Source organism: Sphingobium cupriresistens LL01 (assembly GCF_001046645.1).
Lineage (GTDB): Bacteria > Pseudomonadota > Alphaproteobacteria > Sphingomonadales > Sphingomonadaceae > Sphingobium > Sphingobium cupriresistens.
The window spans coordinates 649,943-663,383 of sequence record NZ_KQ130435.1; the positions used below are offsets into that span (position 1 = coordinate 649,943).

Sequence of the window (13,441 nt, forward strand, 5' to 3'; positions counted from 1 at the left end):
GGAGGGACGATTGCGTTTCCTGCAATCATTATCTCAGGCCATGCTTTCCGTAAGGGAAGATAGCGGGAGAAAACGGATTAACGATACCAAAATATGAGAGCGGCGCAGGCGCTTTTCAGGTCGATTCTGCCCGGATGACGCCCGAATCGGCCAGTTGCGCATCCATTTGCGCGATCAGCCGCGCCAGTCCCGCCTCGTCGGCCGATTCGGCGCGCGCCACCAACGCAGCCTCGGTATTGGACGCCCGCAGCAGCCACCAGCCATCGACGGTGCGGACTCGCGCGCCGTCAATGGCGCAGATATCAGCGCCCGCGGCCTTCAGCCGGGCGAGGATATCGGCGATCAGCGCGAACTTGCGCGCTTCGGCCACCGGGAAACGCCATTCGGGTGTGATGATGCTGGTCGGCATCGCGTCATGCAGGGCGGTCAGGCTTTGTCCCAGCGATCCGACGGCGCGGATCAGGCGGACGGCGGCGTAAAGACCGTCGTCATAGCCGGGATACGCATCGGCGAAGAAGAGATGACCGGTGGTTTCGCCGCCCAGCGGGCTGCCAATCTGCTTCATTCTGGACTTGATATGGCTGTGGCCGGTCTTCCACATATCGGGTCGTCCGCCCAGCATCGCGATGCGGTCGAAAACGGTCTGGCTGGCCTTCACATCCGCCACGATCGGCGCGCCGGGCCGCTTTTCCAATATGATTTGCGCGAAGAGGCCGAGCAGCTGGTCGCCCGCGATCGTCCGACCCAGCCCGTCGATCACGCCGATCCGGTCGCCGTCGCCATCGAAAGCCACACCGAAATCGAGTTGCTTGGCAAGGACGAGCGCGCGCAGGTCGGCCAGATTCCGTTCCTGGGAAGGATCGGGATGATGGTTGGGGAAATGTCCGTCTATATCGGTGAAGAGCAGATGATGCTCACCGGGCAGCAATTGCGTCAGCTTCTCCACCACCGGACCAGCGGCGCCATTGCCCGCGTCCCAGCCGATGCGGCAGGCCGGGCCGTCGAAACCCTGCATCAAGCGCGCGACATAGCTATCCATGACGTCAATCGTTTCGACACGCCCCACGCCGCTGTTCCAGTCACCGGCCGCCGCCAGCGCGCCCAGACGCTGGATATCGTCCCCGAAAAAAGGGGCATGACGGTGGACCAGCTTGAAGCCGTTCTGGTCGCCGGGATTATGGCTGCCGGTTATCTGGATGCCGCCATCCAGATCGCGCGCCATGTCGGCATGATATAGCATCGGCGTTGGACCAAGGCCGATGCGCAGCACGTCGATGCCGGTTGCGGTCAATCCCTCGACCAGCGCGCTTTCCAGCATCGGCGAACTCAGTCGCCCGTCATAGCCCACCGCAATCCGTCGTCCTTCGGCGCGGGCGACGATCGTGCCGAAACTGCGCCCCAGCGCCCAGGCGTCGGCGGCGCGCAGCGTATCGCCCACCCTGCCGCGCAGATCATAATCGCGCAGCAACGTGGGATCGAAAAGGTGTGTCAACGCTGCGTCTGATCGTCGAGCAGCAGGTCGCGCGCGGCGTTGATCTGGGCGGCGAGCGCCTCGGTCCCGCCCTTATCGGGGTGGACCGAGGCGATGAGGCGGCGATGGGCGGCCCGGATCGTCCCGGCATCCGCATCGGGTGCGACCCCCAGCAGCGCTCGCGCCTTCGCCACGTCATCGGCAGGCGGCGGCGCGACGGGCGCGGCGGGGCGCGTGCGGGCTTTCGCCTTGATATTGCCCTGCTTGGCGAAAAACAGCGCCGCGCCGATCAGCAGCGGCGCGCCGATGACGGCTTTGCCTTTGGCCGCGAGCACCGCGCCGACCAGCGCCGCGCCCAACGCCATGCCATCTTTTGCCGTCATGCGTTGCAACTTTCCCGTCCAGATCAGCCAGATCGCAAGCGCTGCGATGAAGAGCGTCAGCACGCCCATCAGGCCGCGCCGAGCAGGTCCATCGACGTCACGCCATCGCGCGTCGGCAGAGCCAGGCCGGACACCATTTCGCGCAATTCCTGGCGCGCGGCGATATGGCTGACCCCCAATTCGCCCAGATGCCCCTTGTCAAGCAGGGTGAGGCCGGAAGGGAAGAGTTCGCGGAAGATCACGCGCTCCGACAGGCCGGGTATGACGCGGAAGCCGACCCGGCGGGAGAGTTCCATCAGCGCGTCGCCGACCCGTTTTTTGTTGCGCGCGTCATGATGCTGAACGCGGTTGCGCAGCACCACCCAATCGATCGCCACGCCATCGACCTTCGCCCGCGTCTTGCGCGCTTCGAAGATGAGTTCGGAATAAAAGGACAGGCGGCGGACCTTGAAGGTTTCCGGGTCGACTTGGCCGATCAGGTCGAAATCGACGAAACTGTCGTTCATCGGCGTTACCAGCGTGTTGGCGTGCGGCGCCAGATGCCGGGCGAAGACGTCGTCGCGGCCGGGCGTATCGACCACCAGGAAATCCTTGTCGGCCGCCAGGGTCACGACCTGGTCGTCCAGCGCGGCGATGCTGTCGCCGGTGAAGACGGCGAAATCGGGCGTGGGCAATTCAATGCTGCGGCGGCGCGCGGTGTCGAGGCGATTTTCCATATAGCGGGTGACGGTCCGCTGGCGCGGATCGAGGTCGATCATGCCGACGCGATGACCCAGCGCGCTCAAGGCGATAGCGGTGTGAACCGCCGTGGTCGACTTGCCGGTGCCGCCCTTTTCATTGGCGAAGACGATGAGATGCGGCTGTGGATTGCCCATTTGCCCCGGTTAACCCCGTTGATTGTCGCAATGTTTGTTGACGGTCGCGCCGGCGCGAGCCTAGCAGGACAGCTATAGTGAAGCCCTTATCGGAGCCGTTCCTTCCGTGCAAACGCTGCGTGACCTGCCCGCCCTTCGTGCCGCCGTCGATGCGCTGAAAAGCGACGGAAAGCCGCTGACATTGGTGCCCACAATGGGCGCGCTGCATGACGGTCATATGGCGTTGGTGGAGGAAGCGCGGCGGCGCGGGCGGCATGTCGTCGTGTCGATCTTCGTCAATCCCCGCCAATTTGGTCCCAACGAGGATCTGGACGCCTATCCCCGGCGCGAGGCGAAGGATGCGCAGATGCTGGCCGCGGCAGGCGTGGACATCCTCTGGATTCCGCCCGTCAATGTCATGTATCCGGCCGGTTACGCCACGAACATCAGCGTGTCCGGGATCAGCGACGGGCTGGACGGCGCAGCCCGGCCGGGCCATTTCGACGGGGTATCGACGGTTGTTACCAAATTATTCAACCAGGTTCGGCCCGATGTCGCGATTTTTGGCGAGAAGGATTATCAGCAGCTCGCCGTGATCCGCCGTTTCGTGGCGGACCTCGACCTATCCGTCGAGATTATCGGGATGCCGACCCAGCGGGCCGAGGACGGCCTCGCCCTCTCCTCCCGCAACGCTTATCTGAGCGAAGAAGAGCGCAAGGCGGCGCTGGCCCTGCCCCGCGCGCTGGGCGAGGCTAAACGGCAGATCGAGAAGGGCGAACCCGTCGAGGGCGCGCTGGCCAAGGCGATCGCTACGCTGGCGGCGCATGGCTTCGACCCGGTCGATTATGTGAGCCTGTGCGATGCGGCGACGCTGGCGCCGATGACGGTGCTGGATCGACCCGCGCGGCTGCTGGGCGCGGCAAGGCTGGGCAAGACCCGGCTGATCGACAATATCGCGGTCGATCCGGCCTGATCGATCGATCACGTCGAGAGGGCGTTACCCCATTATGATACCTAAAAAGGCTTCACGATCACCGCGATGACGATGACCGCGGCGGCGATGCCGGGGATTTCGTTCATCATCCGCAATTGCTTGTCGCTGAGCGGGCGCTGACCCCGCGCAAGCTTCTTCGTATAGCCCGCGATCCAGCCATGATAGCCCGACAGGCCGAGGACGAAGAGCAGTTTGAGGTGAAACCAGCCAAAGCTCCACGCGCCGATCTCCACCATCAGCATCAGCCCGAACAGCCAGACCAGGACCAGCGAGGGATTGAGGATGATCTTGAGCAGTCGTCCTTCCCGCTCGATCCATTTCTGGTCTTCGGGCGATCCGGGTACGGTTTCCTGATGATAGACGAAGAAGCGCGGCATCATGAACAGCCCCGCCATCAGGAAGATGACGAAGATGACATGGGCGGCCTTCACCCAGAGATAGGCGGCGCCGAGATAGGCCATCAGACGGAAACTCCCTTAAGCGGCTTCATGCTCTTCGCACATAGCTAATGAGCGCTTCGACATGCGCAATGGGGGTATCGGGCAAAATGCCATGGCCCAGGTTCATGATATGCGGCCGGTCGGCGAAGGCGGCGCGGATCGTATCGACCGCCTGCTCCACCGCGCGGCCGCCCGCGATCAGCGCCAGCGGATCAAGATTGCCCTGCACCGGCATCCCCTTTGGCAACGCCTGGTTCGCCCAGTGCGGATCGATGGTTTCATCGACGCCGACCGCATCGACGCCGGTCTGCGCGGCATAGTCGGCGAGCTTCGCGCCCGCGCCCTTGGGAAAGCCGATGATCGGAATGGTCGGGTGCAGCGCTTTCAGTCGCGCGACGATCCGCTTATTGGGTTCGATCACCCAGCGCTGGAATTGCAGCGGAGACAGGCTGCCGGCCCAGCTGTCGAACAGTTGCACGGCTTCGACGCCCGCGTCGATCTGGCCGCACAGATAGGTTACTGTCGCATCGACGATGGCGTCGATCAGCGCGGCGAACTTTTCCGTCTGCTGATAGGCCATACGGCGCGCCGCCCCATGATCCTTGCTGCCCTGCCCCGCGACCATATAGGTTGCAACGGTCCAGGGACTGCCCGCAAAGCCCAGAAAGGTGACCGCAGGGTCCAGCGCCGCCTTCACCTGCCGCACCGTTTCGTAGACCGCCTCGAAGCGGCTATAATCGGGTGTCAGCGCCGACAGGTCGGTTTCGGCCAATATGGGGGCGAGGCGCGGGCCTTCGCCAGCCTCGAACCACAGATGCTGGCCCATGGCGTAGGGTACGATCAAAATGTCGGAAAAGAGGATCGCGCCATCGAAGCCGAAGCGGCGCAAGGGCTGGAGCGTGACTTCGGCGGCGGCGGGGCTGTCATAGACCAGTTCCAGGAACCCGCCCTTGTCGGCCCGCAGCGCGCGATATTCCGGGAGATAGCGGCCGGCCTGGCGCATCAGCCACATGGGCGGAACAGCGGGACGCTCGCCCCTGAGAACGGCCATGAGCGGTTTGGCGGGACGGTCGCTCGGCGCAGCGGGGCTCATCTATAGTCTCTCTTATTATTAAGATTCAAAAAGGATGATGGAGATAGTAGGGCGGTTGGCAGCGGGGTTTATGCGTTGCGCCCGGATTTGCCAACAGCTTGACTCAGGTGCGCCGCGCTTTGCCGTCCGAGTCACCATGGTCATCCACGCTATCCACAGGCTGTGGATGAAATTACGGGTCTGTTGGGGGCATGTGGATAAGATTCCCGGCTCCGGGGATGGCGGAAAGACGGGTTTTTATCCCCTATTTCATCCCTTGCTTTATCCACAGCCTGCCCACAGAGATATGCCCATGGCGCGCATCCATCTCCATCTCCTGTCTGACTCCACCGGCGAAACGCTGGAGAATATCGCCAAGGCGGCGATCGGCCTGTTCGAAAATGTCGAGGCGATCCGCCATTTCTGGCCGATGGTGCGGTCCGATGTCCATCTCGACCGGATCATGGAGGAGATCAGCGCCAATCCCGGCCTCGTCCTCTTCACCCTGACCAACCACCCCCTGCGCAAACGGCTGGAGACGCGCTGCCGCGCGCTTGGCCTGCCCCATGTGGCGGCGCTCGACAGCGTGGCCGACGCCCTGTCCAACATATTGGGGCAAGAGACGCGGACCCGGCCGGGGCGCAAACATATATTGGACGAAGCCTATTTCGCCCGGATCGAAGCGATCCAGTTCACCATCGCGCATGATGACGGCGTGGGCCATGAAAATTGGGAGGAGGCCGACATCGTGCTGGCCGGTGTGTCGCGCGCGTCAAAAACGCCGACATCGATCTATCTGGCCAATCGCGGCTACAAGACCGCCAATATCCCGCTGGTCCCGGAATCGCCGCCGCCGCATAATCTCTACAGCCTGAAGCATCCGATGGTGGTGGGGCTGACCGTCAGCCCCGAACGGCTGATCCAGATCCGCCGCAACCGTCTGCTCTCGCTCAACCAGGCGCCCGAAACCGCCTATGTCGATAATGAGAAGGTGCAGGAGGAACTGGCCTTCGCCCGACGGATGTTCGCCGACAATGGCTGGCCGGTGATCGACATGACCCGCCGGTCGATCGAGGAGGCCGCCGCGGCGATCATCAACCTGTTCAACGACCGCGAACTGGCGGAGGGCGTAGAGGCATGATCGTGCTGGCGTCGCAGAGCGCGAGCCGCAAGGCGATGTTGATTGCGGCGCTGGTGCCGTTCGAAACCCTCTCGCCCGGCGTCGATGAGGAGGCCGCCAAAGACGCGCTGCGCGCCGACGGGCTGGACGCGCGCGCGCTGGCCGATGCGCTGGCGGAACTGAAGGCGCTCAAGGTGTCGCGCCGCGTGCCGGGCGCGCTGGTGCTGGGCTGCGACCAGACGCTGAGTATCGGCGATGGCGATGATCGCGGCGTAATGATCGACAAGGCGGTTGATCGCGCCGACGCGACACGGATATTGCAGCTCTTGTCCGGCCGGGTCCATCACCTCCACAGCGCGGCGGTCATCGTGCTAAATGGCGAGCCGATCTGGCGCCATGTCGAGCGGGTGCGGATGACGGTGCGGCCCTTGTCCGACGCCTTCATCGCTTCCTATCTCGACGCGGACTGGGACGCATTGCGCTGGTGCGTGGGCTGCTACCGGATCGAGGGTCCGGGCGCACAACTGTTCAGCAAGGTCGAGGGCAGCCAGTTCGCGATTCAAGGACTGCCTTTGCTGCCTTTGCTTGACTTTCTGCGCGTGCGCGGCGTTTTGGCGGCATGACCGACAAGTTGCCCTATGCCGAAGTGATCGGTGATCCGATCGACCACAGCAAATCGCCCCTGATTCACAATTTCTGGCTGAACGCGCTGGATATCGAGGCGGAATATAAGAAAACCCACGTGACGCCGCAGGGGCTGGCCGCCTATTTCCTGATGCGGCGGAGCGATCCCGACTGGCTGGGTTGCAACGTCACCATTCCGCACAAGATCGCGGTGATGGACTATGTCGACGACCCGGGCGGGGTGCGCGAGCGGATCGGCGCGGTCAACACCATCGCCAGCGAAACCGGCGGGCCATTGATCGGCACCAATACCGATGCGGGCGGCTTCCTCCAGCCGCTGCTACGCGACAAGTGGAAGGGGCAGAGCGCGGTGATCGTCGGATCGGGCGGCGCGGCGCGCGCGATCCTGTTCGCGCTGTCCAGCCTGGGCGTGCCCGACATCACCATCATGGCGCGCGACGTGGCCAAGGCGCAGGCGCTGCTGAACCGCAGCGGCGCGCCGGGCCGGGCGATCGGGCTGGGCGACGCGCTGCCCGCGGCCGACCTGCTGGTCAATTCGACCTCGCTCGGCATGATCGGCCAGCCGGTGCTGGACCTGGCCCTGGCCCCGTTGGCGGACAATGCGACGGTCTATGACATCGTCTATGCGCCGCTGGAGACGGGCCTGCTCAAGACCGCCAAAGCACGGGGCCTCAAGACGCTCGATGGCCTGGAGATGCTGATCGGCCAGGCGGCGCTCGCTTTCGACATCTTCTTCGACGCGCAGGCGCCGCGCGACCTGGACGCGGAATTGCGGGCGCTGCTGATCGCGGCGGACGATTAAGGGCTGGCGACGATGAAAGTCTATGGCCTGACCGGATCGATCGGCATGGGCAAGTCGGCGGTCGCGGCGATGCTGCGGCGCGAAGGCGTGCCCGTGTTCGACGCCGACGCGCAGGTGCATATTTTGCAGGGACCGGGCGGTGCGCTGCTCCCCGCGATAGAGGCGCGTTTTCCCGGCACGACCGGGCCAAGGGGCGTGGACCGGGCGAAGCTGGGCGCGGCGGTGTTCGGCCATCCGCAGGAACGCCGGGCGCTGGAAGCGATCGTCCATCCGGCGGTGCAGGCGGCGCGACGGCTGTTCCTGCGCCGACACCGGTCGCGGAAATTCGTGGTTCTCGATATTCCCTTATTGTTCGAAACCCATGGGCACCGGCGGTTGGACGGGGTTATCGTCGTCACCGCGCCGGCATGGAAACAGCGCAAGCGGGTGCTGGCGCGACCTGGCATGACGGCGACGAAATTCCGACAGATCGTCCATCTGCAAACCCCCGACGCGCAAAAGCGGCGACGGGCGGACCATATCATCCGCACCGGCGCAACCTTTACCGACACCCGAGCGCAGGTGCGCCGTCTGGTCGCTTGCCTTGGCGCGCAGACAGGTCGATAAGGGTTGGCCCATAGAGTCGAAACGAAGAGGGCGATGCGCGAGATCATTTTCGACACCGAAACGACAGGATTCGATCCGGCATCCGGCGACAGGATGGTCGAGATCGGCTGCATCGAATTGATCAACCGGGTGCCATCGGGTCGCACCTTTCACGCTTATTATAATCCACAGCGCGACATGCCCGCCGCGGCCGAGGCGGTGCATGGCCTGTCGACCCATTTCCTGTCGGACAAGCCGCTGTTCCACAGTGGCGCGGCCGACCTGCTCGCCTTTCTGGAGGACAGCCCGCTGGTCGCGCATAATGCGCGGTTCGACTTCGGATTCCTGAACCATGAATTGCGCCGGTGCGGCCATGCCGACGTGTCGCTGGACCGGATGATCGACACGGTGGCGATCGCCCGCACGCTGCATCCCGGCGCCAAGCACAGCCTGGACGCGCTCTGCACCCGATACGGCATCGACCGCAGCCATCGCGTCAAGCATGGCGCGCTGCTCGATGCCGAATTGCTGGCGCAGCTGTATATCGAACTGACCGGCGGCCGTCAGATCGGCCTGGGTCTGGCACAGGAGGAGGATAAAGAGATCGTCGGGGTGGAACTGTCGGCTGGCGCCGTGGTTCGCCCTGTTCGTCCTGCGCGCGTCTTCACAGCCAGCGCGCAGGAGCTGGAGCGGCATGCGGCGTTCATCGCGACGCTCACCAAGCCGCTCTGGCTGGAGGAGGCCTGAGGCAAGCCGGTCGTTGACCGGTCCCCCCATGTCTCCAGACCAACCGGGTCGCCTTCCTGGCGGCCTGGCAAGAACAAGGAGAAGGCATATGGACATTCGCATTTCCGGGCATCAGGTCGAAACGGGTGAGGCGCTCAAAAGCCATGTCACCGACCGTTTGGAGGCGATGGCCGAGAAATATTTCTCCCGCACGATTTCGGCCCATGTCACTTTTCGCAAGGCGCCCCATGGCGCGTTCCACTGCGACATCGTGTGCCATGTCATGACCGGCCTGATCCTGAAAGGCGCCGGCGAAGCGCAGGAGGCGCATCCATCCTTCGATCAGGCGTGCGAGCGTATCGAGAAACAGCTGCGCCGCTACATGCGCCGCCTCAAGGACCGCAGCAGCCAGGCCGCCGCCGCAGAAGCGCAGCGGACCAACGGCTATAGCGTCGATGACATCGATGGCGCTGGCTACACCATCTTCGCGAGCACTATGGAGGATGAGGAAGACGCCGCCGATGCGCCGCTGATCGTGGCGGAAACCCGCGTCGACATCCCCGAAGCGAGCGTGTCGGACGCGGTGATGATGCTGGACCTGCGCAACACCAATGCGCTGCTGTTTCTCAACGCCGGCACATCGGCCTATAATATGGTCTATCGTCGGCATGACGGCACCATAGGTTGGGTCGAACCACGCGGTTGATCCTGCGCCCGGCCCCGGCCGCCTGTTGACCTGATGGTGCGGGCGGCTTATGGGGCCGGGCTTTCATTGTCCGAGGAAAGCGCGAAGACTGTGCCGCGCGGCTCGGCCGTTTCGGATTGACCATGGTTCACTTCAACGACATCGTTTCGGCCGACGCGCTCGCCACGGGCCTGTCGGCGAACGGCAAGAAGCAATTATTTCAGAAGATCGCGGGGCTTGCCGCCTGCGCCTATGATCTGGACGCGGACGAGGTGGGTGACGCCCTGTTCGAGCGCGAACGGCTGGGGTCCACGGGCTTTGGCGGCGGCGTCGCCATTCCCCATGCCAAGATCGCAGGCCTGTCCAAAATGTGCGGCGTGGTCGTGCTGCTCGACCCGGCGGTGCCGTTCGACGCGGTGGACGAAGCGCCGGTGGATGTCGTCTTCGCCCTGCTGTCGCCGGTCGATAGCGGCGCAGAACATCTGAAGACGCTGGCGCGCGTGTCGCGCTATTTGCGCGATGAGGGTCAGGTGACCCGGTTGCGCGGCGCACAGTCGACCGGCGCGCTCCACGCGCTGCTGGCGGGCGGCGAGGCGCGTGACGCTGCCTGAGACGACGCCCGGCGCCGGCGCGAGCGGCGAAACCGCGCATTTCCGCGCGTTGGAGAATCTCTACCGTTCCGCGCCGATCAACCGGCTGTTCCGGTCGGACCTGACGATCAGCGAGCCGGGCCGGTCGGTGATCGACTTCGACGTCGATGAAAGCCAGTTTCATGCTGCGGGCGCGGTGCATGGCACCGTCTATTTCAAGATGCTGGATGATGCGGCCTTCTACGCCGCCAACAGCCTGGTCAGCGACCGTTTCCTGCTGACCACCGCCTTCAACCTGCTCTTCACCCGTCCGATCGCGCCGGGCCGGATTCGCGCCGAGGGTCGCTGGATCAGCGGCAAGCGACGGGTCTATGTCGCCGAAGCAAGCCTGATCGATTCCGACGGCGAAGAGGTCGGGCGTGGCACCGGCACCTTCATGCGATCGCAATTTTCGCTCTCTTCGCTGCCGGGCTATGGCCGCTGACGCCCGGCTGACCAGCGCGATGCTGGTGGGCGCGCTGCGGCGGCGGGTCGCGGCCGCCGGCGGTTTCGCCACGATCCTGGTCAAGGGCGACGTGATCAGCGGTGTGATTCTGGTCCAGACGCTTGAAAAAGGGCGGGAAACGGGTCTTTTCGAAAGGGTGTCGAACTTTGCCGGGGGTTATGCGTTAATGCGTTGTGGTCCTTCTATCGAAGAGGGGCCAGAGGCGCTCGCTCAATATGTAGCGCGCCGGCGCAAGTCGGACCCCGACCTGTGGATAATCGAACTCGACATCCCGGAAGCGGAACGGTTTGCCGTGGAAACACTCGGCTGATCGTTGACTCATCGCAATGGTTTGGGCAGAGGCCGCCCACGCCAACGCGCAGGTTGCCGAATTCGCCCATTGGGGGGCGGGGCCGGTAAACACGCAGACGGGGGGCGGCCGAACGTCATAAGAATATCGGTTGAAACGACGTTTCCGGCCAATAACCGCATGTTTTTGAGTGATAATGAGTTTTCGTCTGAAAGCTGCCATCGCCGCAGCCTTCGCCCTGTCCGCCGCTGCTGCGGTCACGGCGTCCGATATGTCGATCGCGGGCGAATCGATCGCCACGACCACCTCTCTCCCCCAGACGTTTCCGCAAACGTCCCCGACTGGCGCGCAATCCGCCGTCATTTTCGCCGCGCCGCGTGAAATTACGCAGCCGCTGGCATCGGCCGACAAGGCCGACCCCGAATTTTCTACCGATTCCGACGCGCAGGCGACCAGCCTCGCTGCTCTGGTCGACGCCCAAGGCGCGCCTGAGGAGCTGGACGGCGACATGCATTGCCTGGCCGGCGCGGTCTATTTCGAATCCAAGGGCGAAAGCCTGGAAGGTCAGCTGGCCGTCGCGCGCGTGATCATCAACCGGGCCAAGTCCGGCCGCTTCGCCGACAGCCTGTGCGGCGTCGTCTATCAACCCAGCCAGTTCAGCTTCGTGCGGGGCCATTCGATGCCGGCCGTGCGCGCCGACAGCCGTAGCTGGCGCGAAGCCGTCGCCATCGCCCAGATCGCGATGAACGACAGCTGGGACAGCCGCGCGGAAGGCGCGCTCTTCTTCCACGCCCGCCGCGTATCGCCGGGCTGGGGCAAGGCCAAGCTGGCGATGATCGACAATCATATCTTCTATCGTTGAGGATATGGCGGCGACGATCGGGCGTGGGAACGCGCCGGTTCGCGATGGCGAAATTTTCAAGGCCGGTTCGGTTCGTCCGAATCGGCCTTTTCATATGTTCCTGTCCTGTTCTATGGTGGCGCGATGAGTAGCGCCCCGATAGACGCCTGTTCGCCGCTGACCGACGGCACCGCCCTGGCGGTGGCGCGCGGCACGCTGCGACTCTTCTTCCGCCACGACATGAGCGGCATATTGGAAGTGCCGCTGCCCAATGGACGCCGCGCCGACATCATGGCGATCGACGGCGCGGGGCGGCTGACCATCGTAGAGATCAAGTGCAGCCGGGCGGACCTGTTGGGCGACATGAAATGGCCCGACTATTTCGACTATTGCGACCGCTTCTTCTGGGCGGTGCCGGCCGGGTTCGACCTTGCCCCGTTCGAGAGCGAGGCGCTGTGGCCGACGCGCACCGGCCTGATCGTCGCGGACCAATATGACGCCGAACTGGTGCGCCCGGCCCCGGTGGAGCCGCTGGCGGCCGCCCGGCGCAAGGCGGAGACGCTGCGCTTCGCCCGCCGCGCCGCCCGGCGGTTGACGGCGCTCAGCGACCCGGACCATGTTACGGAACTGGGCTGGTAGGGGGACGGCCATAGGCGACCAGAAGCGGACCTTGGCCGACCCTTGCAATCCGTTCGCCCTGAGCGAAGGCGAAGCATTTGGCCTCGCTCCGCTCGGCAGAGGGCTTCGACTTCGCTCAGCCTGAACGGATTTCCTATGTCCGCTTCCCGCCCAAACCCGCCTTACCCTACTTCCTCAAAACACCGGCCCCTGCACTGGTCCCTGGGGCGCGGCGGCGGGTTTGGCGGCGTCGAGCGCTTCGGTGAGGCCCGGCGTGCGGTCGTCGCGCTTGGCATAATCGCGCGCGGACATGCCGGCGAGGGTGTCGCGCTTTTCGGGGTTCGCGCCCTGCGCCACCAGCAGGCGGACAAGGCCGACGTCGCGCAGTTGCACCGCGCGGATCAGGGGGGTTTCGCCGCTGTCATTCACCTTGTCGACCTGCGCCTTGTAGGCGAGCAGCGTGCGCACGCCTTCCTCGAACCGACCCTGCACCGCATCCATCAGCGGGCTGTTGCCGTCATTGTCGGTCAGGTTGGGATTGGCGCCCTTCGACAACAGGAAGGTCAGCCAGGTTCCATCGCGCCGGGCGACGAGGATGTGCAGCGCATTTTCGCCGGTCGATACGTCGCGGCTGTTGATGACGGTGGAGCCGGGTTTCTGGAGCAGGTTGGTGACCTTCTCCCCATCCTTGTCCTTCACCGCCTTCAGAAAATTGTAATTGTCCGAAAATTGCGCCTGGGCGGGACCGGGAACCAGCAGCGCCAGCGCCAGCGAACCCAGCAATGCGGAAAAAAGCTTCGTCTTCATCATGCGCCCCGTTG

Annotated in this window: 18 protein-coding genes; 12 read left to right on the plus strand and 6 right to left on the minus strand. The window is 64.4% G+C overall.

Annotated features, from left to right (window positions below; all coding sequences use genetic code 11):
* Positions 1-115: 115 nt before the first annotated feature.
* The 3 genes from pgmG to V473_RS16235 are packed head-to-tail and all read right to left on the minus strand — an operon-like array spanning position 116 to position 2,729.
* Positions 116-1,492, minus strand: coding sequence for a phosphoglucomutase/phosphomannomutase PgmG (pgmG, locus tag V473_RS16225; RefSeq protein WP_066607199.1), 1,377 nt, complete (start codon positions 1,490-1,492; stop codon positions 116-118).
* A complete protein-coding gene (locus V473_RS16230; RefSeq protein WP_066607200.1) occupies positions 1,489-1,923 on the minus strand; it encodes a J domain-containing protein in 435 nt (144 codons plus the stop codon). The genes pgmG and V473_RS16230 overlap by 4 nt, the downstream gene beginning before the upstream one ends.
* Entirely contained in the window at positions 1,923-2,729 is an 807-nt protein-coding gene (locus tag V473_RS16235) for a division plane positioning ATPase MipZ (RefSeq protein ID WP_066607202.1), read from the minus strand. The genes V473_RS16230 and V473_RS16235 overlap by 1 nt, the downstream gene beginning before the upstream one ends.
* A gap of 106 nt (positions 2,730-2,835) precedes the next feature.
* Between V473_RS16235 and panC the strand changes: the two genes are divergently transcribed.
* On the plus strand, positions 2,836-3,681 hold the full coding sequence (panC, locus tag V473_RS16240) for a pantoate--beta-alanine ligase (RefSeq protein WP_066607207.1): 846 nt from the start codon (positions 2,836-2,838) through the stop codon (positions 3,679-3,681).
* A 41-nt stretch (positions 3,682-3,722) separates the two neighbouring features.
* Here the strand turns inward: panC and V473_RS16245 are convergent, their stop codons facing one another.
* Both V473_RS16245 and hemE read right to left on the minus strand, forming a co-directional pair.
* Positions 3,723-4,163, minus strand: a complete 441-nt coding sequence (locus tag V473_RS16245; protein WP_066607210.1) for a CopD family protein — start codon at positions 4,161-4,163, stop codon at positions 3,723-3,725.
* Positions 4,164-4,188: 25 nt separating this feature from the next.
* Positions 4,189-5,235 carry a uroporphyrinogen decarboxylase gene (hemE, locus tag V473_RS16250; protein ID WP_066607213.1) on the minus strand — a complete coding sequence of 349 codons (1,047 nt, stop codon included), beginning with the start codon at positions 5,233-5,235 and terminating at the stop codon, positions 4,189-4,191.
* Between the two features lie 292 nt (positions 5,236-5,527).
* Between hemE and V473_RS16255 the strand changes: the two genes are divergently transcribed.
* From V473_RS16255 to V473_RS16305, 11 genes are all read left to right on the plus strand, one after another.
* Positions 5,528-6,355 (plus strand): pyruvate, water dikinase regulatory protein, encoded by an 828-nt coding sequence (locus V473_RS16255; RefSeq protein WP_066607558.1) that lies wholly within the window; start codon positions 5,528-5,530, stop codon positions 6,353-6,355.
* On the plus strand, positions 6,352-6,957 hold the full coding sequence (locus V473_RS16260) for a Maf family protein (protein WP_066607218.1): 606 nt from the start codon (positions 6,352-6,354) through the stop codon (positions 6,955-6,957). The genes V473_RS16255 and V473_RS16260 overlap by 4 nt, the downstream gene beginning before the upstream one ends.
* Positions 6,954-7,781 (plus strand): shikimate dehydrogenase, encoded by an 828-nt coding sequence (gene aroE / locus V473_RS16265; RefSeq protein WP_066607219.1) that lies wholly within the window; start codon positions 6,954-6,956, stop codon positions 7,779-7,781. Before V473_RS16260 ends, aroE begins: the two co-directional genes overlap by 4 nt.
* A 12-nt stretch (positions 7,782-7,793) precedes the next feature.
* Entirely contained in the window at positions 7,794-8,387 is a 594-nt protein-coding gene (coaE, locus tag V473_RS16270; protein WP_066607220.1) for a dephospho-CoA kinase, read from the plus strand.
* A 33-nt stretch (positions 8,388-8,420) separates the two neighbouring features.
* Complete coding sequence (gene dnaQ, locus V473_RS16275; RefSeq protein WP_066607221.1) at positions 8,421-9,113, plus strand: DNA polymerase III subunit epsilon; 693 nt, start codon at positions 8,421-8,423, stop codon at positions 9,111-9,113.
* Positions 9,114-9,201: 88 nt separating this feature from the next.
* Complete coding sequence (hpf, locus tag V473_RS16280; RefSeq protein WP_066607224.1) at positions 9,202-9,798, plus strand: ribosome hibernation-promoting factor, HPF/YfiA family; 597 nt, start codon at positions 9,202-9,204, stop codon at positions 9,796-9,798.
* Positions 9,799-9,920: 122 nt separating this feature from the next.
* Positions 9,921-10,388 carry a PTS sugar transporter subunit IIA gene (locus tag V473_RS16285; RefSeq protein ID WP_066607226.1) on the plus strand — a complete coding sequence of 156 codons (468 nt, stop codon included), beginning with the start codon at positions 9,921-9,923 and terminating at the stop codon, positions 10,386-10,388.
* Positions 10,375-10,851, plus strand: a complete 477-nt coding sequence (locus V473_RS16290) for a PaaI family thioesterase (protein WP_066607228.1) — start codon at positions 10,375-10,377, stop codon at positions 10,849-10,851. The genes V473_RS16285 and V473_RS16290 overlap by 14 nt, the downstream gene beginning before the upstream one ends.
* Positions 10,841-11,182, plus strand: coding sequence for a DUF1491 family protein (locus V473_RS16295; RefSeq protein ID WP_066607229.1), 342 nt, complete (start codon positions 10,841-10,843; stop codon positions 11,180-11,182). Before V473_RS16290 ends, V473_RS16295 begins: the two co-directional genes overlap by 11 nt.
* A 175-nt stretch (positions 11,183-11,357) precedes the next feature.
* Entirely contained in the window at positions 11,358-12,023 is a 666-nt protein-coding gene (locus tag V473_RS16300; RefSeq protein WP_066607231.1) for a cell wall hydrolase, read from the plus strand.
* 123 nt (positions 12,024-12,146) lie between these two features.
* Positions 12,147-12,641: an MmcB family DNA repair protein gene (locus V473_RS16305; RefSeq protein WP_066607233.1), complete on the plus strand. Its 495-nt coding sequence runs from the start codon at positions 12,147-12,149 to the stop codon at positions 12,639-12,641.
* Between the two features lie 174 nt (positions 12,642-12,815).
* On the opposite strand, the gene V473_RS16310 is transcribed toward V473_RS16305, so the two are convergent.
* Positions 12,816-13,430, minus strand: a complete 615-nt coding sequence (locus V473_RS16310) for an ankyrin repeat domain-containing protein (protein ID WP_408021513.1) — start codon at positions 13,428-13,430, stop codon at positions 12,816-12,818.
* Positions 13,431-13,441: the final 11 nt, after the last annotated feature.